The organism is Glutamicibacter sp. NPDC087673, assembly GCF_044743255.1.
Lineage (GTDB): Bacteria > Actinomycetota > Actinomycetes > Actinomycetales > Micrococcaceae > Glutamicibacter.
In genome coordinates, this window is record NZ_JBIUWB010000005.1 from 102,480 (window position 1) to 122,181 (window position 19,702).

General features: G+C 64.7%; 25 protein-coding genes. 11 read left to right on the plus strand and 14 right to left on the minus strand.

Going from position 1 to position 19,702, the window contains the following annotated elements; all coding sequences use genetic code 11:
- Positions 1-274: 274 nt before the first annotated feature.
- From ACIOTL_RS12910 to ACIOTL_RS12920, 3 genes are all read right to left on the minus strand, one after another.
- Positions 275-640 carry a hypothetical protein gene (locus ACIOTL_RS12910; protein WP_400342989.1) on the minus strand — a complete coding sequence of 122 codons (366 nt, stop codon included), beginning with the start codon at positions 638-640 and terminating at the stop codon, positions 275-277.
- A 99-nt stretch (positions 641-739) separates the two neighbouring features.
- On the minus strand, positions 740-1,147 hold the full coding sequence (locus ACIOTL_RS12915) for a molybdenum cofactor biosynthesis protein MoaE (RefSeq protein WP_400342991.1): 408 nt from the start codon (positions 1,145-1,147) through the stop codon (positions 740-742).
- Positions 1,144-2,325, minus strand: a complete 1,182-nt coding sequence (locus ACIOTL_RS12920) for a ThiF family adenylyltransferase (RefSeq protein ID WP_400342993.1) — start codon at positions 2,323-2,325, stop codon at positions 1,144-1,146. The genes ACIOTL_RS12915 and ACIOTL_RS12920 overlap by 4 nt, the downstream gene beginning before the upstream one ends.
- Positions 2,326-2,362: 37 nt before the next feature.
- On the opposite strand from ACIOTL_RS12920, the gene ACIOTL_RS12925 reads away from it, so the two are divergent.
- From ACIOTL_RS12925 to ACIOTL_RS12945, 5 genes are read left to right on the plus strand one after another with little or no spacing between them, the layout of a single operon-like run.
- On the plus strand, positions 2,363-2,614 hold the full coding sequence (locus ACIOTL_RS12925) for a MoaD/ThiS family protein (RefSeq protein WP_105658553.1): 252 nt from the start codon (positions 2,363-2,365) through the stop codon (positions 2,612-2,614).
- A gap of 3 nt (positions 2,615-2,617) precedes the next feature.
- On the plus strand, positions 2,618-3,850 hold the full coding sequence (locus ACIOTL_RS12930; protein WP_400342995.1) for a molybdopterin molybdotransferase MoeA: 1,233 nt from the start codon (positions 2,618-2,620) through the stop codon (positions 3,848-3,850).
- Entirely contained in the window at positions 3,843-4,319 is a 477-nt protein-coding gene (moaC, locus tag ACIOTL_RS12935; protein ID WP_332487502.1) for a cyclic pyranopterin monophosphate synthase MoaC, read from the plus strand. Before ACIOTL_RS12930 ends, moaC begins: the two co-directional genes overlap by 8 nt.
- Entirely contained in the window at positions 4,309-4,800 is a 492-nt protein-coding gene (locus ACIOTL_RS12940) for a molybdenum cofactor biosynthesis protein B (protein WP_388024409.1), read from the plus strand. Before moaC ends, ACIOTL_RS12940 begins: the two co-directional genes overlap by 11 nt.
- Positions 4,801-4,838: 38 nt before the next feature.
- Positions 4,839-5,048 (plus strand): DUF1653 domain-containing protein, encoded by a 210-nt coding sequence (locus tag ACIOTL_RS12945; protein WP_013347838.1) that lies wholly within the window; start codon positions 4,839-4,841, stop codon positions 5,046-5,048.
- Positions 5,049-5,072: 24 nt separating this feature from the next.
- Here ACIOTL_RS12945 and ACIOTL_RS12950 read toward each other — a convergent pair whose 3' ends face one another.
- Positions 5,073-5,504 (minus strand): MarR family winged helix-turn-helix transcriptional regulator, encoded by a 432-nt coding sequence (locus ACIOTL_RS12950; RefSeq protein WP_133834408.1) that lies wholly within the window; start codon positions 5,502-5,504, stop codon positions 5,073-5,075.
- Positions 5,505-5,576: 72 nt separating this feature from the next.
- Between ACIOTL_RS12950 and ACIOTL_RS12955 the strand changes: the two genes are divergently transcribed.
- On the plus strand, positions 5,577-6,683 hold the full coding sequence (locus tag ACIOTL_RS12955; protein ID WP_400342997.1) for a hypothetical protein: 1,107 nt from the start codon (positions 5,577-5,579) through the stop codon (positions 6,681-6,683).
- A 41-nt stretch (positions 6,684-6,724) separates the two neighbouring features.
- Here the strand turns inward: ACIOTL_RS12955 and ACIOTL_RS12960 are convergent, their stop codons facing one another.
- Together ACIOTL_RS12960 and ACIOTL_RS12965 are read right to left on the minus strand one after the other, a co-directional pair.
- Positions 6,725-7,018, minus strand: coding sequence for a DUF6966 domain-containing protein (locus ACIOTL_RS12960; RefSeq protein WP_400342998.1), 294 nt, complete (start codon positions 7,016-7,018; stop codon positions 6,725-6,727).
- 49 nt (positions 7,019-7,067) lie between these two features.
- Positions 7,068-7,718, minus strand: coding sequence for an alpha/beta hydrolase (locus tag ACIOTL_RS12965; protein ID WP_400343000.1), 651 nt, complete (start codon positions 7,716-7,718; stop codon positions 7,068-7,070).
- 468 nt (positions 7,719-8,186) lie between these two features.
- Between ACIOTL_RS12965 and ACIOTL_RS12970 the strand changes: the two genes are divergently transcribed.
- A complete protein-coding gene (locus ACIOTL_RS12970) occupies positions 8,187-9,068 on the plus strand; it encodes a lipase family alpha/beta hydrolase (protein WP_400343001.1) in 882 nt (293 codons plus the stop codon).
- 221 nt (positions 9,069-9,289) lie between these two features.
- Positions 9,290-9,559 carry a VOC family protein gene (locus tag ACIOTL_RS12975; RefSeq protein WP_400343003.1) on the plus strand — a complete coding sequence of 90 codons (270 nt, stop codon included), beginning with the start codon at positions 9,290-9,292 and terminating at the stop codon, positions 9,557-9,559.
- Positions 9,560-9,647: 88 nt separating this feature from the next.
- Here ACIOTL_RS12975 and ACIOTL_RS12980 read toward each other — a convergent pair whose 3' ends face one another.
- From ACIOTL_RS12980 to ACIOTL_RS13005, 6 genes are all read right to left on the minus strand, one after another.
- Positions 9,648-10,430 (minus strand): IclR family transcriptional regulator C-terminal domain-containing protein, encoded by a 783-nt coding sequence (locus tag ACIOTL_RS12980; protein WP_133834402.1) that lies wholly within the window; start codon positions 10,428-10,430, stop codon positions 9,648-9,650.
- Positions 10,431-10,512: 82 nt separating this feature from the next.
- A complete protein-coding gene (locus ACIOTL_RS12985; RefSeq protein ID WP_105658562.1) occupies positions 10,513-11,169 on the minus strand; it encodes a 3-oxoacid CoA-transferase subunit B in 657 nt (218 codons plus the stop codon).
- A complete protein-coding gene (locus ACIOTL_RS12990) occupies positions 11,169-11,840 on the minus strand; it encodes a 3-oxoacid CoA-transferase subunit A (RefSeq protein ID WP_400343005.1) in 672 nt (223 codons plus the stop codon). The genes ACIOTL_RS12985 and ACIOTL_RS12990 overlap by 1 nt, the downstream gene beginning before the upstream one ends.
- Before the next feature lie 19 nt (positions 11,841-11,859).
- The gene (locus ACIOTL_RS12995) at positions 11,860-13,071 is read right to left on the minus strand and encodes a thiolase family protein (RefSeq protein ID WP_388024653.1); all 1,212 of its coding nucleotides are present in this window, start codon (positions 13,069-13,071) and stop codon (positions 11,860-11,862) included.
- Positions 13,072-13,136: 65 nt separating this feature from the next.
- Positions 13,137-13,892: a DUF6318 family protein gene (locus ACIOTL_RS13000; protein WP_388024423.1), complete on the minus strand. Its 756-nt coding sequence runs from the start codon at positions 13,890-13,892 to the stop codon at positions 13,137-13,139.
- Positions 13,893-14,074: 182 nt separating this feature from the next.
- A complete protein-coding gene (locus ACIOTL_RS13005; protein WP_388024425.1) occupies positions 14,075-14,251 on the minus strand; it encodes a hypothetical protein in 177 nt (58 codons plus the stop codon).
- Positions 14,252-14,456: 205 nt separating this feature from the next.
- Between ACIOTL_RS13005 and ACIOTL_RS13010 the strand changes: the two genes are divergently transcribed.
- Positions 14,457-15,200, plus strand: a complete 744-nt coding sequence (locus ACIOTL_RS13010; protein WP_388024426.1) for an IclR family transcriptional regulator — start codon at positions 14,457-14,459, stop codon at positions 15,198-15,200.
- 16 nt (positions 15,201-15,216) lie between these two features.
- On the opposite strand, the gene ACIOTL_RS13015 is transcribed toward ACIOTL_RS13010, so the two are convergent.
- Positions 15,217-16,107 carry a LysR family transcriptional regulator gene (locus ACIOTL_RS13015; RefSeq protein ID WP_388024428.1) on the minus strand — a complete coding sequence of 297 codons (891 nt, stop codon included), beginning with the start codon at positions 16,105-16,107 and terminating at the stop codon, positions 15,217-15,219.
- Positions 16,108-16,234: 127 nt separating this feature from the next.
- Between ACIOTL_RS13015 and ACIOTL_RS13020 the strand changes: the two genes are divergently transcribed.
- The gene (locus tag ACIOTL_RS13020) at positions 16,235-17,308 is read left to right on the plus strand and encodes an MBL fold metallo-hydrolase (RefSeq protein ID WP_388024430.1); all 1,074 of its coding nucleotides are present in this window, start codon (positions 16,235-16,237) and stop codon (positions 17,306-17,308) included.
- A gap of 32 nt (positions 17,309-17,340) precedes the next feature.
- Positions 17,341-18,765 (plus strand): MFS transporter, encoded by a 1,425-nt coding sequence (locus tag ACIOTL_RS13025; protein WP_388024431.1) that lies wholly within the window; start codon positions 17,341-17,343, stop codon positions 18,763-18,765.
- A 25-nt stretch (positions 18,766-18,790) separates the two neighbouring features.
- Here ACIOTL_RS13025 and ACIOTL_RS13030 read toward each other — a convergent pair whose 3' ends face one another.
- Positions 18,791-19,696, minus strand: a complete 906-nt coding sequence (locus ACIOTL_RS13030; RefSeq protein WP_388024433.1) for a LysR family transcriptional regulator — start codon at positions 19,694-19,696, stop codon at positions 18,791-18,793.
- Positions 19,697-19,702 lie beyond the last annotated feature (6 nt).

Sequence of the window (19,702 nt, forward strand, 5' to 3'; positions counted from 1 at the left end):
TTTTCGACTACTGCGTTAGGTTAGCCAGCGTTTGCGGTTCCGCATAGCAAGGTAGAAGGCGTCTTCGTGTTCGATGTCTACAACAAGCAGATTCGACAGTGCGCGTGGGTTGCTTTCAACCGAGCCCCGGCTAAACGCTAGAGGACGTCCACGCAATGATTGCCGAGTTTGAAGCCGACTTGCTCAGCATGCGTACACGCGAAAGAATGAGGGTGACTAGGGTGCTTACACAATCTGCCTGACTGGCTCTTACCGATGCCCCGATACAAAACAACTAGCATTCAAAACCTTCTAACAGTGCTTCGGCAGATATATTCTCGAGCCAAAAATACGCATGACTCGCAAGCAAGACGTCGTTTATTGTCTGCACTGTTCGCGGAGCATCACGAAGAGAAAGGACCGCACTCGCGACATTCGATATCGCGGAGTTCAGGCTGGTCCTGTCGAACTCAACGCCGAGCAAAGCCAACAGAAAGTCGTGCGTCAGTTTGCGTAGCTCTTGTTTGGAAAGCATCTTCTGCGTCGAAAATTCCAGAGCGTGTTGCATCGACAAAGTCGCGTTTTCCACATCCGGATGCGGCAGACATTGTTGTCGAAGCCTGGACACCAGGAATTCATCGCGAGGAATTTCTCCCGGCATGATTTCCCTATAGTCGGTCTTGCTCCCTACTCCAGGAGGATAGTCAGCCGCAGGCAAGCCCGGCTTTCCATTAGTTGCATAGGTGAAGCAGTATCGACCCTACAGCCCAACCCATTCTGAACTGCCGGAAGAGAAGTGCTGCTTCTTCCAGATCGGGACCTCGGCCTTGATGCGTTCCACCAGGTTCTCAATGGCATCGAATGCTTCCTTCCGGTGCGCTGCTGCCGAAGCAGCGACCAGCGCGGCGTCGCCAATCTTCAACGGACCCACGCGGTGCACAGCGGAAAGCTTCAGCCCGGTGCGTTCTTCTTCCTCGGCAAGGATTTTCTCCAGGAAATCCTGCGCCTGCGGGTGATGCGAGTAGTCCAAGGAGTTCACCGACTGGCCGCCGTCGTGATTACGAATGATTCCGTGGAAGAGCACCACTGCGCCTGCAGTATCGGACTGCACGGCATCGCGCACTGCGGCCTCGTCGATAGGTTCTTCGGTGATCAAGGCGTAGCTCATGAGCGGGCTCCTTCGGTGTGTGCATGATCGGCCAGCAGCTGCGGGGCCACTTCAGCCAGTGCGGGAAGCCCGCCTTCAAGGTAGTTTGTTCTGATGCCTCGCCCGGCGAGCAAGGCGGCCGCGCGTTGCGAGCGAGGACCGCGTGCGCAATAGACCGTTACCTGTGCCGGGATCTGCTTCAGATCTGCGCCGGCTTCAATAGCTGCTTCCAGCCCAGGAAGGGGCAGATGCAAGGAACCGGCGATGTGCTGTTGTGCGCGTTCGTCATCATTGCGCACATCCAACAAGACAGGAGCAGCGGAACCAGCCAGCGACTCGGCGAGCGCCTTGGCATCGATGCTTTGGACCTCGGGCAGAGAACCGGAGCAGAAGAGCACGTAGTCAATCAGCTCGGTGACTTCAGCGCCTCGGGGGTCTCTAGAGAATTCGAGGGTGCGGGTGCTAGCAGCCAGCGCATCATAGATCAGCACCTTTCCCACCAGCGGGGCACCGATTCCGGCGATCAGTTTCAAGGCTTCGGTGGACAGGAGCGAGCCGACGGTTCCGCACAATCCGGGCAGCACGCCCCCGGCCGCGCAATCCGGCACGGAGCCCGGGGCAGGCGGGACCGGGAACAGGTCGCGGTAACCCGGACCATGCTCATGCCAGGCCACGGAAACTTGTCCATGATGCTGCAGGATCGATCCCCAGATTAGCGGGATGCCCGTGAGCTGCGCGGCGTCATTGGACAGGTATCGGGTCGGGAAGTTGTCGCTGCCATCGATGACCAAGTCATAATTCGCAAAGATCTCTAGTGCGTTGGAAGAATCCAGGCGCAGATTATGCTCGATGATCTTCACATTGGGGTCCAGCGCCGTGGCGGCCTGCGCCAGGGAAGCGGTCTTGGCCAGGCCGATATTTGCGGTGGTGTGGGTGACTTGGCGGTGCAGGTTGGATAGCTCCACCACGTCATCATCCACAATGCCGATGGTGCCTACTCCCGCTCCGACCAGATACGGGACGCTGGCGCTGCCCAGCCCTCCGGCGCCGATAACCAGTACCCGGGCGGCAGCCAGCCTGCGCTGCGCAGTGTCATCAAATCCGGGCAACGAGAGTTGGCGTGCAGCTCGTGCAGCCTGTTCCCCGCTCAGTGGCGGCCCGGGGGCCACAAGCGCGGGAAAATCGCGTTCGCTTTTCATCGTGCTCCTTATCGCCTAGGCGCGATAGCATGAAGTCATGTCGAAGATTACGATACGCTACTTCGCTGCCGCGGCGGCAGCAGCGGGCTGCGAGCAGGAGAGCTGGGAACGCCCCGATACACTCGCCAGGCTGCGTAGCGAACTGATCGATTCCTACGGACCTGAAATGGCCCAGGTTTTGCGCGCCGGAAGTTTCCTGATCAACGGCGTGGTGCGCCGCGATGCCGGCGAGCTGGGCACTGCCGACGACCTGACCGTGGATGTCCTGCCGCCGTTCGCAGGCGGATAGTCCATGTCCTGCACTCTGGAAAGCCATCGCGCGGAAATTGAAGAGCTGCTGTCCCCGGTCTTCGTCTGTCTGGACAGCGAAGTGCTGCCCGTCGATAGCCCTGAGGCCAGCGATCGAATCCTCAGCGAGGACCAGTACGCCCTTTTGCCCATCCCTGCGTTCACCAACTCGCAGATGGATGGCTACGCTGCGCGCAGTGCGGACTTGGCAACAGCCTCGCCTAACTCCCCCATCTTTTTGCCATTGGGTTTCACCGCTGCCGCCGGCGACCGGCAAATACCCCTGGCTGAAGGCACAATCAGTCCGGTGATGACCGGTGCGATGATCCCTCTGGGTGCTGACACTGTCATCCCCATCGAGGAAAGTGGCTCTGGCGCTTTCCCGGAATTGGTTCGTGCCGGCTTTGGCACCCCCAGCGGCCACGCAGAATTCTCGGCCCCCAGCGCCGTGGGCCGCTTCATCCGCCCCGCCGGCGTTGATCTCGAAACCGGCGCCTTGGTGGCCAAGGCCGGAACCCGGCTGACCCCGACCATGATTGCCGCACTGGTTTCCAGCGGGCTGCGGGAAGTACCGGTGCGCCGGGCCTTGAAGGTGGCCGTGTGCACTACAGGGGACGAGCTCAGCGATGGGCAGCGTTCCCAGGGCCAGATCCCGGACTCGAATTCCCCCATGCTCGCAGCCTGGCTGCGCCGCTACCAAGTGCAGGTGCGCACCTTGCAGCTGCCCGATGATCCGCAGCGCTTCGCCCTGGCCATCGATGCCTTGCAGGAACAGGTTGACCTGATCGTAACCGTGGGCGGTATCAGCGCTGGAGCCTATGAGGTGGTCCGCCAAGCGCTGTCGCCGCTAGGCGGGGTGTTCCATCATGTGGCCATCCAGCCCGGCGGTCCGCAAGGCTTCGCCCGACTGGCCAAGGCAGCGGTGCTGTGCTTCCCGGGCAACCCGGTCAGTGCCCTGCTATCGGCAGAACTGTTCCTGGCCCCGCTGCTGCGACAGCTAAAGGCCCTGCCAGAGCCCTTGCCCCGGCACTACCCGCTGGCAGCCGATGCCAGTTCCCCCGAGCACAAGCACCAGGTGCGCCGAGCGCTGATCCGCGATGGCCAGGTCACCATCCTGGATCCGGGCTCGCATCTGGTCCACGATCTGGCCCGCGCCGATGCGCTGGTGCATATCCCGGTAGGCGTCAGCCAGTTGGCTGCCGGCCAAAGCATCGAAACTTGGAGCATGAATGTCTGAGAAACTCACCCACCTGCGCGAAGACGGCAGCGCCCATATGGTCGATGTCAGCGACAAGGCCGTCACCAAGCGCGTGGCCACCGCAGAAGCCATCTTCGCCACCCGCCCGGATGTTGTCCCGATGCTGATGACCGGGCAGTTGCCCAAGGGCGAGGCGTTGGGCACCGCAAGGGTCGCTGGCATCATGGCGGCCAAGCGCACCTGGGAACTGATTCCGCTGTGCCACCCGCTGCCGATTTCCAAGGTGTCCATTGATTTCACCGCCGAGGAATCCGCGGTGCGCGTCACCGCCCAGGTGACCACCAAGGGCGTCACCGGGGTGGAGATGGAAGCGTTGACCGCGGCCAGCGTTGCGGCTCTGACCCTCTACGACATGGTCAAGGCCGTGGACAAGCACGCCGAGGTCCGCTCGGTGAAGGTTTTGGCGAAGTCCGGCGGCAAGAGCGGTGACTGGGTTCGTGGAGACTAGCCGCACGGCGGCCGTGGTGGTCGCTTCGACCACCGCCGCAGCAGGCGCCGCCGAAGACAAGACCGGCCCGCTGATCACCCGGTGGCTGTCCGAGCGCGGCTTCGAGACCGGCGAGCCGACGGTGGTGGCCGACGGACAGCCGGTGCGTTTTGCCGTGGACGACCTGCTGGCCAATGACGCGCAGGTCGTGATCGTGACCGGCGGGACCGGGGTCTCACCCGATGACCAGTCCCCCGAAATGGTTGCCCCGCTGCTGGATGTCCAGCTGCCCGGAATCATCGAGGCCATCCGCCGGCGCGGAGAAGCGACCACCGCACTGTCCATCATTACCCGCGGGGTTGCAGGATTCTCCGGTAACAGCTTCGTCATCACGTTGCCCGGGTCCACCGGCGGAGTGAAAGACGGGCTGGCCGTCCTGGATCCGATCCTGGAGCACCTGCTGGTCCAGCGCAGCGGCGGCACCGGGCACGGCCCGCGGTAAGTTCTCTAGCACCATCATTGATCAGAAAGGCCACCAGGTTGAGCATCGAACCCGGAATCTACCAGCACTTCAAGGGCCAGCGCTACGAGGTGCTGGCCGTGGGGAAGCACAGCGAAACCGAAGAGCCGCTGGTCTTCTACCGCAAGCTCTACGACGACTACAGCTTCTGGGCTCGGCCGCTGGAGATGTTTGCGGAACACGTTGAACGCGATGGCTACAACGGCCCGCGTTTCGCCAGGATCGCCTAGGGCAAGTTGCAGATTTCCCTGGACCTACTGCGAGTCGGCAACGTTATAGCGTTCCAAGGCTTCGGCAAAGGCCGAGATCTGCTCTTCGCTCCAGCCCTCTAGACGATCGGTTACCGCAGCGCGGTGCACGGCGGCGGAAGCCTGAAGCCGCTCGCGGCCCACGCCGGTCAGTTCCACTACGCGGCCGCGCCCGGATTCCGCATCGTCATAGGCGATATATCCCAAGTCCAGCAGCGTGCCTACCTGCCGGGAGACTGTCGAGCGGTTCAGCGAGAACGCCTCGGCAATGTCGGTGGCCCGGGTTCCGGGAGTATCGGCAATGAAGCGCAGCAGGGAATGCTCCACGAGTGTCAGCGGCTCGGCCAGCTGGCGTGAGCGCGTATTGGCACGTCGGGTAATCATTTGCATGTGATGGAAGATCGATTGGATATCGGCTTCCCGCTGTTCCTTGCCCATGTTCCGAGTCTAGTACGCAGGGCTTTGCCGGGCACTCAATGTTGCATCATGCAACTTTAAGCGTATTCTTTAATGCTGATGACTCTCACCGACAACGCCCCGCGCCAATCCCCCGCTTCCAAGCATGCCGATAATCCGGCCAAGAAGAAGTCCCCCGCAGCCAAGCCGGCACCACTGGGCTGGGGAAAGCTCGTGTTGACCATGCTGATCCCGTTCTTCCTGTGCGCCATCATGGGATTGTTCTATCTGGGGGCCTTCCACGCGCCCAGTCCGCACAACGTGCAGGTGGCGGTGGTGGGCGATTCAGCGCAATCCAAGGTTTTCGCCCAGACCCTGCAGGATGGGTCCGACGGTGCATTGAATGTGCGCACCGTCGCCGATGCGGACCAGGCCCGGAAACTGGTAGAGCAGCGCGAGCTCGTGGCCGCCTACGAAACCAGCGGCGGCACGGCAACGCTCTACAGCTCTAGCGCCGCGTCGGAAACCTCGGCGAATATCGCCCAGAAAGTCTTCTTGGACGTGGCCTACGAACAAGGCCAGCCATTGCGTATCGAAGATGTCGTGCCCACCGGCGAGCAGGACACCACCGGGCAGGGGCTGTTCTTCCTGCTGGTCGCCTTGAGCATTGGCGGCTACGCCAGCGCCGTGCCGCTGGCCGGGTTCATGGGCAAGGTCAAGCTGCCCGTGCGCTCCGCCATGGCGGCGGTTGCCGCAGCGGTGGTTGCCACAATCGCGGTGCTGATCGCGGGCCCGATCTACCGGATCATCGAGGATCATTACGCGGGCATCTGGCTGATTTCCTGGGTTTACGCCGCCGGCATCACCCTGCTGGGCCTGGGCCTGCATCCACTGCTGCGCCACTGGACCACCCCGACGCTGACCTTGTGCTTCGTCGCACTGAATTTCACCAGTTCCGGCGGGATCTTCCAGCCGCAAATGCAGCCGGGATTCTACGGTGCACTCAATACCTTCTGGAATGGCGCCGGGTGGCTGCACGCAGTGCAGACCCTCGTCTACTTCCCCGGGCAGTCCATCGGCATGGATCTCCTGCGGCTAATCCTCTGGCTGATCCCCGGCATCCTGCTGGTCATCCTGACCCACGCGTGGAGCGTGCGCAAAACCCGCGTGGCCGATGAAAATGCCAGGATCCGGGACGTCGAGGAAACCGTCGCCGCGTAGCGGCACGCGCCGCGGGGATTGCTCCCTGCCAGATGCCGCTCCTAGCTGCGCAAGAGCCAGGAGCGCGCGGAGCCCAAGGCTCGGCGCAGTCCGCTCACCGCGTCATCCATGAGCGCGGTTCCCACATCCTGGAAGGGCCCCATACCACCGCGGTAGAGTTCCAAGGCCTTCCGGGCAGCCTCTCGCAGCTGCTCTCGGCTTTCAATATTCTCGAAAAGGCCTTCGAGCCAGCGTGCCGCATGGGCGCGTTGCGCGTCATAGTCCTGGGCCGCTGCGAGATGCAGCTTCTCGATCGCCGCGCGGATTCTGCTCAGTGACTGCTCGACATTGTCCATGACACAAGGTTATCCCGGCCGTCGGGCACTGCTGCCCGCCAGCCGCGCTTCAGGACTTGCCCAGCGGTATCAGGTCAAGTTGCGCGGTGATATGGCTGCGGACGTCGTTCAGTTCATCCATGTTGATCCCGTGGGCCAACCCCGGGTAGGTGCGGGCGGTCAGGGTCGAATGCTCGGGCAGGAACTTGGTGGTGCGTTCAATGGCGACCGGGGCAATGACCCGGTCTTCGGTGCCACGGCCCCAGAACACTGCTGGACGCTGCGCGGCGATGATTTCATCGGCTGACTGGGTGCCGCCTAAGACGAATCCGCCCAGGATCGTGGTGGCCAGCACCCGCTCGGGCCGGGTGCGCAGCAGCTGGCTGGCCATCAGCCCGCCCTGGGAGAAACCGACTGGAATGATCTTGGTGGCGGTGTCTACATTTGCATCGATCCAGGCCCAGATCGCCGCGGTGGCCGCTTGCACCGGCGCCGCGTCGGGGACGCCCGGAGTGGTGATCTGGAACCAGGCGGCCCCGCCGTGGCCCAATTCCAGCGGAGCGCGCAGCGAAGCCCAAGGCAGATCCAATCCCAGCGGTTCGGCGAGCGAGCCCGGGTCGTGTTCATTGGAGCCGAAGCCATGCAGGAAGACCAGCACGGCACCGGATTCCGGGGTGCTGCTCCAATTGGCGGAACGCACATCGCTCAACAGGTTGCTCATAGCAGGCCAACTCCTCATAAGTTGTTTGCGGGCGGTTCCCGATGGTGGAATCACAGCCTTCCGGCGGCGTTCCCAACAAGGTTCAATAAGCCAAGCATACCGTAATTGATTGAAGATACAAGTAAATTTCATTGCCGCGATCCGTCACAGTACCCCCGGCGCCACCCGCCCAGGAAATATGAAGCGAAGCGCACCCGAGTCCCGCTTGCCCTCCTGCCGGCCACCACATGCGAGCCTCAAAAACCAGCTAGTCACCTCGGATAACTCCGGCCTAAAACAGGCTTCAAGCTATTGCGAAGGCTTGCGGGCATTCCAGGGAAAATTCGCGCAATCTGGAGGGAACGCATCCCACTTCACGCAAAACCTTGTCACCAGAAAACCCTAGACAGAAACCAAAATCACTGTGATCATTTCGAGTTACTACCGGCCAGTAGCAAGTGTCTCCCATCTTTTACTCGAAGGACCACCATGCAACGACGCATACTTTCCGTTCTGGGCGCGCTGTGCCTGGCCGCTGCAACACTCACCGCCCCGGCCATCGCGCCGAGCGCGGCAAGCACCGCACAAGCCGAAACAGTTTTGTCCCTGAACATCAGCCCATCCGGGGCTAATAATTGGGATTGCTCACCCGATGCCGAACATCCCTATCCCGTAGTCCTCGTCCACGGCACCTTTGCCACCATGGACGTCAACTGGATCTCACTGTCCCCCAAGCTCAAGCGCAACGGCTATTGCGTTTTCGCGCTGAATTACGGCTTGGAAAACGGCATCTCGGGTGCGGCGCATGTCCCGGACTCGGCAGCCGAACTGCGCGACTTCATTGACCGTGTCCGCCAGGCCACCGGCGCCAAGAAGGTGGACATCGTCGGGCACAGCCAGGGCGGAATGATGCCCCGCTGGTACATGGGGCACATGGGCGGAGCAAAACATGTCAACGAATTGGTGGCCATCGCCCCATCGAGCCACGGGACCCAGGGCATTCTGGTGCCGAGCGCCACCGGAGTCAGAATTGCCGGCAGCTATGCTGGCTGGATCTGCGATGCCTGCGCCGACCAGGTGGCGGGCAGCGAGTTCATGACCGAGCTGAATTCGATCGGCGACACCGTCGCAGGCCCGGATTACACGGTCATTTCCACCAAGTACGACGAGGTCGTCATGCCCTACAAGTCCCAGTTCCTGCAGGGAGACAGCGAGCACGTGACCAACGTGCTGCTTCAGGACAAGTGCCCACTGGACGTCTCGGGGCACGCCGGCGTGGCAGTTGATCCAGTCGTCCACCGCTGGGTGCTCAACGCCCTGTCCACGGACGGACCGGCAGATCCGAGCTACCGCCCTTCTTGCTACCTGTAAGCGGGCACGGGCATCCCGGCATCGGTACCGATGCCGGGATGCCCGCACCCTTTGCTTTGCCCTAGGCAGTGCGCCTGCTAGCTATTAGATTGGTGGCCATGGACGTTCTTTCCAGCAGGGTGCTGCTGCGGCCAATTGACCTGGCCGCAACCCAGCAGTTCTATCGAGATGTGCTGCAACTAGCCGTTGCCCGGGAATTCGGTCCGGGATAGCAGCCGGGAATGGTGTTCTTCCTGGGCACTGGCCTGCTAGAAGTCTCCGGGCACCGGCCGCCAGGGAAGCCGTCCACGCTGGTGCTGTGGCTGCAGGTGCGCGACGTGCAGGCAGAGCTGGAACAGTTAGCAGCCCGCGGTGCGAAGGTGGACCGCGAGGCGCGCAAGGAGGACTGGGGCCTGATGGAAGCATGGATCCAGGATCCCGACGGCACCAGAATCGTGCTGGTGCAGGTACCCGAAGGGCACCCGATCCGCCGGGACGTGCGCGAGCCCTAGCAACTGGTGCTGGCCTGCGCGGCTCGCCGCGATCACCACGTGTGCTGGCATCGAATGGGATCCGGCCACCGCCTGACCCCGGCGGGTACTAGCGGCTGGCGGCGAGGGCTTCGCGTACCTGCGCGGCAGCTTCGAGCAGCTGCGGCAAGACCACCTCGGCTGCCTGTTCGGCGCTCTGCGTAGTATCGGGGCGCACGCTCATCGACACGTTCATCGCGGCGACCACGGTGCCATCGGCACTGAATACCGGCACCGCCACCGAGCGCAGGCCGATCTCCAATTCCTGGTCCACCACCGCATAGCCCTGGGTACGGATCCGCTGAAGTTCAACGCGTAGCTGATCCGGGTCATCGATCCCCAGCCCGGTCATCGAATGCACGCCGGCGGCGATCACCGCCTCGCTGATTTCTTCAGGCTGGTAGGCCAGCAACACCCTGCCCATGGAAGTGTTGGCCGCCGGGAAGCGGGTGCCCACCGAAATGCCCACGCGCATGATCGAACGGGTATGCACCCGGGCGATATAGACGATCTGCGATCCGTCCAGGATGGAAGCGGAGGCCGATTCGTGCACGGCGGCCGACAGTTCCTCGAGCACCGGCTCGATCAGCTGCGGCAAGGTGGCGCTGGACAGGTAGGCATAGCCCAGCTGCAGGACCTTGGAGGTCAGCTCGAAATGCTTGCCGTCGGTGCGCACATAGCCCAGCTCCACCAGGGTCAGCAGGAACCGCCGGGCGGTGGCCCGGGACAGGGCGGTCCGTCCGGCGACCTCGGAGAGGGTCATCGACGCGTGATCGGCATCGAAGCTGCTGATCACTGCCAATCCCCGGGCCAGGGACTGGACCGATGTGGTTGTTGCTGCCTGCTCGCTCACCGTGCTCCTTGCGCGCGCTGGAAATGATTGCGGGGTGCGCTTCCGGGAATCGGATGCGCACCCCACTAATCTACTGGGTCTTCTAGGCCTGGGTCAGTTCCACCGGGACCTTGGCGGCCAGCTCCTCGAAGCTGATGCCATGGGTGGAGCGCACGAAGACCTTGGCATCGCGCAGCTCGAAGACGGCCACTTCGGTGTAGATCCGCGAGACGCAGCCCAGCCCGGTGACCGGATAGCTCAGCGTTTCAACCAGCTTGGATTCCCCGGCCTTGGTGAACAAGCTCATCATCACCCAGGTCGCCTTGGCGCCGATAGCCAGGTCCATGGCGCCGCCCACAGCAGGGATGGCACCTTCGGCACCCGTGTGCCAGTTGGCCAAATCGCCATCCTTGGAGATCTGGAAGGCACCGAGCACGCATACATCCAGGTGGCCGCCTCGCATCATCGCGAAGGAATCCGCGTGATGGAAGAAGGAGGCGCCGGGCAGCTGCGTGACCGGGATCTTGCCTGCATTGATCAGATCCGGGTCGATGTCCTCGCCGGTGGCCACCGGGCCCATGCCCAGCATGCCGTTCTCGGTGTGCAGGGTGACGCCCTGTTCCTTGGTGAGGTAGTTCGAGACGTTGGTCGGCTGGCCGATTCCCAGGTTCACGAATGCTCCGGCCGGGATGTCCGCGGCAACGAGCTGCGCCATTTCATCGCGGGTGAGCTTTGCTTCGGTGGTGGTCATTGCGCTCATTACTTTTCCCCTCCCAGTTCCACCACGGTATCCACGAAGATGCCCGGGGTGATGACGTTTTCCGGATCGATGGAACCGGCCTGGACGACCTCGTCCACCTGCACGATGGCCGACTTGGCCGCGGTGGCCATGATCGGGCCGAAGTTCCGCGCGGTCTTGCGGTACACCAGGTTGCCCAGCGTGTCGGCCTTCAGTGCCTTGATCAGCGCGAAATCGGCGTGGATCGGGGTTTCCAGCACATAGCCCTTGCCATCGATCACGCGGGTTTCCTTGCCCTCGGCCAGCAGCGTGCCGTAGCCGGTGGGGGTGAAGAACCCGCCGATGCCTGCGCCGGCGGCGCGGATGCGCTCGGCCAGGTTGCCCTGCGGAACCAGCTCCAGCTCGATTTCCCCGGCCCGGTAGGCCTCATCGAAGTGCCAGGAGTCGGACTGGCGCGGGAAGGAGCAGATGATCTTCTTGACCCGGCGTTCCTTGATCAGCAGGGCCAGGCCGGCGTCGGCCTGCCCGGCGTTGTTGTTCACGACCGTCAGGTCCTTCGCGCCGCAGTCCAGGAGCGCGTCGATCAGTTCCATCGGCTGGCCGGCGTTGCCGAAGCCGCCGATCAGGACGGTGGCGCCGTCGGTGATCCCGGCGACGGCGTCCGCGGCCGAGGTGGCAATACGTGGTGCCATGATGCTGCCTTTCTACAAGCTACTTGGTTGCGTTCACGTTCTCGACGACGACGGCCAGTCCCTGGCCCACGCCGATGCAGATGGCGGCGATGCCGAAGCGTTCGCCGGATTCCTGCAGCCGGCGGGCGACGGTGCCCAGGATGCGCAGGCCCGAGGCGCCCAGCGGGTGGCCGATGGAGATGGCCCCGCCCCAGGCGTTGACGATCCCCGGGTCGATATCCCAGGCGCGGATGCAGGCCAGGGACTGGGCGGCGAAAGCCTCGTTCAGCTCGACGGAGGAGATGTCCGACCATTTCAGCCCGGCCTTGGCCAGCGCCTTGTTGGCGGCCTGGACCGGGGCGAAGCCGAAGAACTGCGGGTCCAGGGCGGCGGCGCCGTTGGAGACGATGCGGGCGATCGGTTCGGCGCCCAGCAATTCGCCGCCGCGCTCGGATCCGATGAAGGCCGCCGACGCGCCGTCGTTCATCGGCGAGGCGTTGCCGGCGGTGACCGTGGCATTCTCCCCGGTGCGGAAGACGGTGCGCAGCTTGGCGAGGGTTTCTGCGGTGGAATCAGCGCGGATGGTCTCGTCGCGGGTGACTTCGGTGCCGCGCTTGTTCGCCGGCGGAACCGGGACCACCAGGTTCTCGTACTTGCCAGCCTCCCAGGCGGCCGCGGCATGCTGGTGCGAGGCCGCGGAGAACTCGTCCTGGTCCTCACGGGAGATGTTGTGCTTCTCGCGCAGCTGCTCGGTGGCCTCGCCCAGCGATACCGTCCATTCCCCCGGCATGGCCGGGTTGACCAGGCGCCAGCCCAGGGTGGTGTTGGCCAGTTCCAGATTGCTCATCGGGAAAGGACGCTCGGTCTTGGGAAGCACCCATGGAGCACGGCTCATCGATTCGACGCCGCCAACCAGGACCAGGTCCGCGTCGCCGGTGGCGATCTGCCGGGAGGCCGCGATCGAGGCATCCAGCGAGGAGCCGCACAGGCGGTTCATCGTGGTGCCCGGCAGCGAGGTGGGCAGCCCGGCGAGCAGGGTGGCCATGCGGGCCACGTTGCGGTTTTCCTCGCCGGCGCCGTTGGCGTTGCCGAAGATCGACTCGTCGATGTCCGCGGCATCCAGCTGCGGTGCGCGGGCTACCAGCTCGCGCACGACATGGGCGGCCAAGTCGTCGGGGCGGTGGCTGGACAGTGCGCCGCCGATCTTGCCGAAGGGTGTGCGGATTGCGTCGTATAGGTAGGCCTGCTGCATCATCTCACTGCTCCATCGCTACGGGATGTTCACATTGTGAACTTATGTTCGTATGTTGAACTTTATCATTTACCGCCGTCGGCTTCAATAGATTTCCCGCACCGAGGCACCGGCCACGAAAAAGGTGCCCCACCGCCTGGGCGGTGGGGCACCTCGGACCCGCAATCCCCTAACTGGGCGTTGAACGCGACATTCAACGGCTGCCACCCGCTGGCTGCGTCGAACACCGGCTCCTGCACCGCCAGGCTGCAAATGGATCCGATAAAGCTTCCGTCCTCGCCGTAGGCGATCTCATCCCATCTGGCATCAAGGTCCTGGCAGGACACCGGCTCGATCCCGCTGCTCGACTTCCCGCCGGAGTCGAGAACTTCCCCGGCGGCGCGCTCCAGCCCGAAGTTGGCGAAGGCAACCTTGCTTTCGCCATCCTCGTCCTGGAATTGATCGAGGCTGCTGGAGATTTCCGTGATGCTGAATTCGCCAGCTGCGATGCTCCCGCCCCCGGCGTAGGCCTGGTCAATCTGCGCGATCTGCTCCTGGCACAGCGCGCAGTCCGAGGCGGAGAACTCCTTGAGTGCCGCCGTGTCGCCGGTTTCCACCGCATGATTCAGCAACGCCACCCAGTAGCCGATGGCGGCCTCGAGGCCTTCCCCGGAATGCTCTTCGAGAACTTGGGGCCGCTGCGGAACTTCGGCGGCCTGCTGCGTGGAACCCGGGCCAGCTGCCGCCGTGGCGCCTGGCGGATTGCCGGATCCTTCCTCGGATACGCTGACGCAACCGCTGGCGGCGAGCATGAGCGCAGCCGACAGTGCAACAAGCTTCACTTCGCGAATTCGAACCATAACCGCCCGCTTCCAGTAGGTACGCCCCCATCCGCAACCGTTATTACATCAATCATTTGGAAAATAAGATGGCCCGGAGGTTAACTTCTGGATTGCTTTCGGCTGTTTGCAGCTCGTGTTCCCTGGTCATTCGGGCTACTCGTTGCTTCCTCAAGGGAGGATGGTTACGGCTGCTCGGCCAGCTCCCCGGGGCCCTTGCTCAGTTCCGAGCTGGTCATCGGTGCGCGGGATTCTTCTGCCCCGATGTGCTTGGGCTTCTTGCTGACGCCGAACTTGCTGCGCTCCACGACGGGGTTCAGCTTCCCGTCTGGATCCGGCGGCGAGTCGCGGTGCTCTGCCATGGTGTCCTCCCTCAGTCCTGGCGCGTTCACGGCTCCGGACCACTGCGGGCGCCTGGCCGGGCCCGCAGGCTAGTGGTCATCGGGATGCCTGTGCTCATCGTAGGCGTGCTCCGGGCTGCGGGTCTAACATTTCTCGTGTTGGCTTGCCCTGAATCGGCTTCTGGCGGGCCACTGGCGTGCTGGCCTGCTGGTCTAGAGTAGTTCCATGGCCAATTCGACCAGCGGGGACTCGATGCTGGACCGCCTGGTGCGGATCCTGGATGCCTTCGACGCGCACAACCCGCAGCTGACCGTCAACGCCCTGTCCCGCCGGGCCGATGTCCCCCGGGCCACGGCCTACCGGCTGGTCGAATCGCTGGTCTCCCACGAACTGCTCTCCCGCGATGACGATGGCCAGGTGCGCCTGGGCCTGCGGCTGTGGGAGCTGGCCAACCGCAGCGCTTCCACGCTGGGCCTGCGCCAAGCCGCCTTGCCCTTCATGGAGGACATCAACCAGCTCATCGGCCAGAATACCCAGCTATCGGTCCTGGACCGGGATGAAGTGCTGATCATCGAGCGACTCTCCCGGCCCGGGTCCGTGGTGAACCAGGCCAGCGTGGCCGGCCGGATGCCGGTGCACCGCACCTCCATGGGCATGGCCTTGCTGGCATTTGCTCGGCCCGAGGACATCGCCGGCTATCTGGGGCGCCACCATGCGGCGGTGGACGCAACCCATCCGGATTTCCGCGCCGAGATCGCAGAGATCCGCCGCAACGGCTTTGCCTCCTTCGATGGATTCATCGACCCGGAGACTACCGGGGTCGCCGCCCCGATCTTGGACGAATCGGGCTACCAGCTGGCGGTGATCTCGGTCGTGGTGCCCAGGGGTTCGGGAAACTTGCAGTCCGCCGCGCTGGCGCTGCGCACCGCGGCCCGCGGCATTTCGCGGTCCTTGGCCCCGGCTTCCTGATTCCGGCTGGCCCCGGCTAGGCCCACTGGCCCTGCAGGGCCGCGAGCGTCTCGGTGACCATGGCGCTGCGGCTGACCGATTTCGGCATGGCCGCCACCAGCGAATTGGGCTCGGTGCGCTCGGAGAGCGGCCGGAAGACCAGCGGCCGGTCCTCCAGGCTGCTCTGCGTGGGCTGCATCAGCAGCGAGTAGGCCAATCCGCGGCCCACTACCGCGTGGATGGAAGGCACATTCGCCAGCAGCCAGCTGACCTGCGCGGTGGCCCCATGGCGCTTGAACTCGTCCAGCGTATGCTGCAGGGCGGGCTCCAGGTCCAGGAAAGCGGCCGGGTACCGGGCCAGCTGGGAGAAGCTGATCTGCTCGAACCCGGCCAGCGGATGCTCGGGGCTGACCACGACCTGGCGGTGGAATTCCTTGAGCACCACCAGCGCGCAGTCGGGCCCGAACTGGGTCTCGTAGCCGATGGACAGCTGGGTGCGGCCGGAAAACAGCGCCTCCTGGATCTCGGGGCCGCTGCCTTCGATGAAGCTGAGCTGCAATTGCGGATGCCTGGTGCTGAACCACTCGATGAGGTGCGGGATGACATGGACCGCCAGCGTGGTGAAGACCCCCAGGCTCAGCCGCCCGGTCAGTCCGGTATGCACCTGGGAAACGGCTTGGCGCAGGTGCTCCACCTGGTCGGTGATGATCCGCGCCCGGGTGGCCACCTCCTGGCCTTCGACGGTGAGCGCGATGCCGCGCCCGCGCTGGCGCATGGCGAGCGTGACCCCCAGCGCCTGCTCCAGCTGCCCCAGGGCCAGGCTGACCGCCCCCTGGCTGACGTGGCACAGCCGCGCCGCCTGGGTGACGGATTGCGTTTCGGCGACCGCTGCGAAGTATTCGAGTTGCCGCAATGTCAGTTCACTCATTAGTTCTCCTTATGCCTGTATGCAGTAATTCTAGCTAGGCAAATGTGACGGGGGCCACCAAGATGGAATGAGCACCAGGGGAAGCAGCCCTTCCCCGGCACCATCCGTTGAAAGCGAGAGATCCGCCATGGGCCAATCCGAAGAACCGGCCGACCTGATTCCCTACGTCGTCACGCTGGGCACCGCCGGCGGCCCGCGCTGGTGGAAGGACCACCGCGGCACCCCGCGCTTCGGCATCGCCACCGCGGTGGTGGTCGGCGAGACCTGGTACCTGGTCGATTGCGGCCAGGGCGCAGGGCGCCAGGCCAATGCGGCCGGGCTGCAGCTGCCGCAGCTGGGCGGGATCTTCATCACCCACATGCACTCGGACCACACCGTGGATTTGCCTTCGCTGCTGCTCTTCGGCGCCTTCGAGCTGAAGAACACCGAGCGCGGGCCGATCCCGATCGTGGGTCCCGGCGACCGCGGCAAGCTGCCGCCGCTGTCCCCGCGGGCCACCTCGGTGCCCGAGCCCATTGCCCCCTCGCGTCCGACGCCCGGAATCGAAGGCCTGGTCTCCGGGATCCTCTCCGCCTACGCCACCGACTGCAACGACCGGATCTTCGATTCGCTGGCGCTCTCCCCGGCCGTGCAATTCGACCCGCGCGAAATCCGCCTGCCCGAGTCGCTCGGCTTCGACCCGGATACCGATGTGGCTCCGCCGATGGATCCCATCGAGGTCTTCCGCGACGGCAACGTCACCGTGTCGGCCATCCTGGTCTCCCACCACCCCACGGCCCCGGCCTACGCCTTCCGCTTCGACACCGCCGCCGGTTCGGTGACGATCTCCGGGGATACCGCTCCCTGCGCCAACCTGGCCACCCTGGCCCGGGGCACCGACCTGCTGCTGCACGAGGCCATCAACCTGGAGGTCCTGGCCGCGCAGTACTCCGACGCGCAGATGCTGCAGGCCACCATGGACCACCACCGCCGGGCCCACACCACCGCCGCGCAGGCCGGCAGGATCGCCACCGAAGCGGGGGTCGCCCACCTGGCCCTGCACCATCTGGTTCCCAGCTACAGCCCTCCCGAAGCCTGGCAGGAAGCACGTACGGCCTTCAGCGGGCGGCTCACGATCCCCGATGACCTCGACGTGATCCCCTTCGGGCCGGCCGCCCGCGCCACCCCGGCGCCGGCCACGGCCAGCACCCGCAGCAACTAGCATCCACAGCAAAGCACCGAAAGGACAGGGCCATGAGCCAGAACCCGCACGCAGGACCGGCAACGCCGGCACCGCAAGGCACGACCTACCACGCCAACCCCAAGGAGATGCGCAGGATCCTGTTCTCCAGCTTCCTGGGTACGGCGGTGGAGTACTACGACTTCATCCTCTACGCCACGGCCGCGGGCATCGTCTTCAACCAGGTGTTCTTCGCCGGCCTGGATCCGAATGCGGCCCTGTTCGTCTCCTTCGGCACCCTGGCAGTGGGCTATATCGCCCGCCCGCTGGGCGCATTCATCTTCGGGAACCTGGGCGACAAGATCGGGCGCAAGGCCATCCTGATCACCACGGTGCTGGCCATGGGCATCGCCTCGACGCTCATCGGCCTGCTGCCCACCACCGCGCAGATCGGCCTCTGGGCACCGGTGCTGCTGGTCAGCCTGCGCATCTTCCAGGGCCTGGCCGTGGGCGGCGAATGGGGCGGGGCGATGCTGCTGGCCTTCGAGAACTCGAAGAAGAGCTCGCGCGGCTTCGCCTCGGCCTTCGCCTACATGGGCGCCCCGGCAGGCACCATCCTGGGCACGCTGATCCTCTCCGGGATGTCGCTGCTGCCCAAGGCCGAATTCCTTTCCTGGGGCTGGCGGGTGCCGTTCGTCTTCTCCGCGGTGCTCATGATGCTGGCGATCTTCATCCGCATGCGCGTTTCCGAGTCCCGGATCTTCACCGAGGTCTCGGCCGCCGCGAAGAAAACCAAGAAGCGCATCCCCATCGCCGAGCTGTTCCGGAACCACCGCAAGCCGCTGATGACCGCGGTGGTGGCCGGACTCTCGGGCCAGATGGCCCAGGGGCTGATGGGCGCGTGGGCGATTTCCTTCGCCGTGCAGCAGGCCATCCTGGCCCAGACCGAAGTGCTGAACATCAAGGCCATCGGCGGGGTCTTCACCGTGCTGGCCATTATCACCGCCTCCAAGCTCAGCGACCGGCTGGGCCGCCGCCGCATCCTGATCTGGGGAAATATCGCCGCGATCATCCTCGCCTTCCCGGTGATGGCCTTGCTGGAGATGGGCAGCACCATGGCCTTCATGCTGGCCATCGTGCTGGGACTGAGCCTGGTCCAGGGATTCACCTCCGGGCCCTATGGCGCCTTCGCCGGCGAGCTGTTCCCGACCGCGGTGCGCTATTCCGGAACGTCGGTGGGCTACCAGCTGGCTTCCACCCTTGGCGCCGGGTTCACCCCGATGATCGCCACCGCCCTGGTGATCGCCGGCGGCGGGAAGCTCTGGCTGGTGGCGGTGCTGTGGATGGCATTCTCCGCCATGTCCCTGGCGGCGCTGCTACGCTCGCAGGACCGCTCCGGCTCCGAGATCCAGAACCTGGATGCGGAGATGGGCTCGGGCCCGCTGGTGGACAAGTCCCGCAGGGCGCAGGGCCAGGAGGCTGCCGCATTGCGCCACTGAATCCCGCGCGGCTTCGGCGCAGGTGTCAGCCGTGCTGCGCGGTATCCTCGCGCAGCAGTTCCAGCGCGGCGGCAACCCGCCGCGGCATGGTGTGCCCGGCGGGCAATACCGCCACCACCGAATTCTGCTCCATCGCATCGGCTACCGGCACATAGACGACCTCCAGCCCGTCGTAGGTCGTCCCGGTGGCCGGCACGCTGTTGGCGAAGGAATAGCCCAAGCCGCGGCCCACGAGCGAGCGGATATTCTCCATGCTGGTGCTGCGCCACCTGATGTCCAGCTCCAGCCCGTGCGACTGGACCAGCGCGGTCAGCCGCTCGGCGGTGGGCGGGACATCGAGGATCACCGCCGGCTCCTCAACGATCTCTGCCAGCCGCAGCGAGTCGCGCCCGGCGAAGCGGTGCCCGGCGGGCAGCATGATCTGCAGGTGTACATCGACCACATGCTCGCTGCGCAGGTCCTCGTCCGTCTGCCACGCATAGCCGAAGGCCAGATCCAGCTTCCCCTGGCGCACGGCGTCCTGGATCGGGCCCGGGGCTCCCTCGGAAATGCGCAGGTCCACCAACGGGTGCCGCTGGGTGAAGTACTGGGCCAGCGGCGGCACCAGCCGGGGCGCCAGCGTCGGGCTGCACCCGACGCGCAGGGCGCCGCGCATCTGCTCGACGCTTTCGGACACGGCCAGCTCGGCCTCGGCCACGCGCTCCAGGACCGACCGGGCATGGCGGGCGAATTCGGTGCCGGCCGCGGTGGGCAGCAGCTTGCGCGACCGGCTGCGGATCAGCAGGTCGGCGCCCAGGGATTTCTCGAGCTGCGCGATGGCCATGGAGGCCGCGGCCTGGGAAATATGGCAGGCGGCGGCCGCGGCAGTGACCGAGCCGTGGTCAACGACCGCCACGAAGTACTGGAATTGCCGCAGGGTCAGCTCAGCCATAAGTTC

Bases quoted from the DNA above. Each gene is read 5' to 3' on its own strand.
- ACIOTL_RS12910 (WP_400342989.1), bottom strand. From the start codon at position 640: ATGCCGGGAGAAATTCCTCGCGATGAATTCCTGGTGTCCAGGCTTCGA.
- ACIOTL_RS12915 (WP_400342991.1), bottom strand. From the start codon at position 1,147: ATGAGCTACGCCTTGATCACCGAAGAACCTATCGACGAGGCCGCAGTG.
- ACIOTL_RS12920 (WP_400342993.1), bottom strand. From the start codon at position 2,325: ATGAAAAGCGAACGCGATTTTCCCGCGCTTGTGGCCCCCGGGCCGCCA.
- ACIOTL_RS12925 (WP_105658553.1), top strand. From the start codon at position 2,363: ATGTCGAAGATTACGATACGCTACTTCGCTGCCGCGGCGGCAGCAGCG.
- ACIOTL_RS12930 (WP_400342995.1), top strand. From the start codon at position 2,618: ATGTCCTGCACTCTGGAAAGCCATCGCGCGGAAATTGAAGAGCTGCTG.
- moaC (WP_332487502.1), top strand. From the start codon at position 3,843: ATGTCTGAGAAACTCACCCACCTGCGCGAAGACGGCAGCGCCCATATG.
- ACIOTL_RS12950 (WP_133834408.1), bottom strand. From the start codon at position 5,504: ATGGGCAAGGAACAGCGGGAAGCCGATATCCAATCGATCTTCCATCAC.
- ACIOTL_RS12955 (WP_400342997.1), top strand. From the start codon at position 5,577: ATGCTGATGACTCTCACCGACAACGCCCCGCGCCAATCCCCCGCTTCC.
- ACIOTL_RS12960 (WP_400342998.1), bottom strand. From the start codon at position 7,018: ATGGACAATGTCGAGCAGTCACTGAGCAGAATCCGCGCGGCGATCGAG.
- ACIOTL_RS12965 (WP_400343000.1), bottom strand. From the start codon at position 7,718: ATGAGCAACCTGTTGAGCGATGTGCGTTCCGCCAATTGGAGCAGCACC.
- ACIOTL_RS12970 (WP_400343001.1), top strand. From the start codon at position 8,187: ATGCAACGACGCATACTTTCCGTTCTGGGCGCGCTGTGCCTGGCCGCT.
- ACIOTL_RS12975 (WP_400343003.1), top strand. From the start codon at position 9,290: ATGGTGTTCTTCCTGGGCACTGGCCTGCTAGAAGTCTCCGGGCACCGG.
- ACIOTL_RS12985 (WP_105658562.1), bottom strand. From the start codon at position 11,169: ATGAGCGCAATGACCACCACCGAAGCAAAGCTCACCCGCGATGAAATG.
- ACIOTL_RS12990 (WP_400343005.1), bottom strand. From the start codon at position 11,840: ATGGCACCACGTATTGCCACCTCGGCCGCGGACGCCGTCGCCGGGATC.
- ACIOTL_RS12995 (WP_388024653.1), bottom strand. From the start codon at position 13,071: ATGCAGCAGGCCTACCTATACGACGCAATCCGCACACCCTTCGGCAAG.
- ACIOTL_RS13005 (WP_388024425.1), bottom strand. From the start codon at position 14,251: ATGGCAGAGCACCGCGACTCGCCGCCGGATCCAGACGGGAAGCTGAAC.
- ACIOTL_RS13010 (WP_388024426.1), top strand. From the start codon at position 14,457: ATGGCCAATTCGACCAGCGGGGACTCGATGCTGGACCGCCTGGTGCGG.
- ACIOTL_RS13015 (WP_388024428.1), bottom strand. From the start codon at position 16,107: ATGAGTGAACTGACATTGCGGCAACTCGAATACTTCGCAGCGGTCGCC.
- ACIOTL_RS13020 (WP_388024430.1), top strand. From the start codon at position 16,235: ATGGGCCAATCCGAAGAACCGGCCGACCTGATTCCCTACGTCGTCACG.
- ACIOTL_RS13025 (WP_388024431.1), top strand. From the start codon at position 17,341: ATGAGCCAGAACCCGCACGCAGGACCGGCAACGCCGGCACCGCAAGGC.
- ACIOTL_RS13030 (WP_388024433.1), bottom strand. From the start codon at position 19,696: ATGGCTGAGCTGACCCTGCGGCAATTCCAGTACTTCGTGGCGGTCGTT.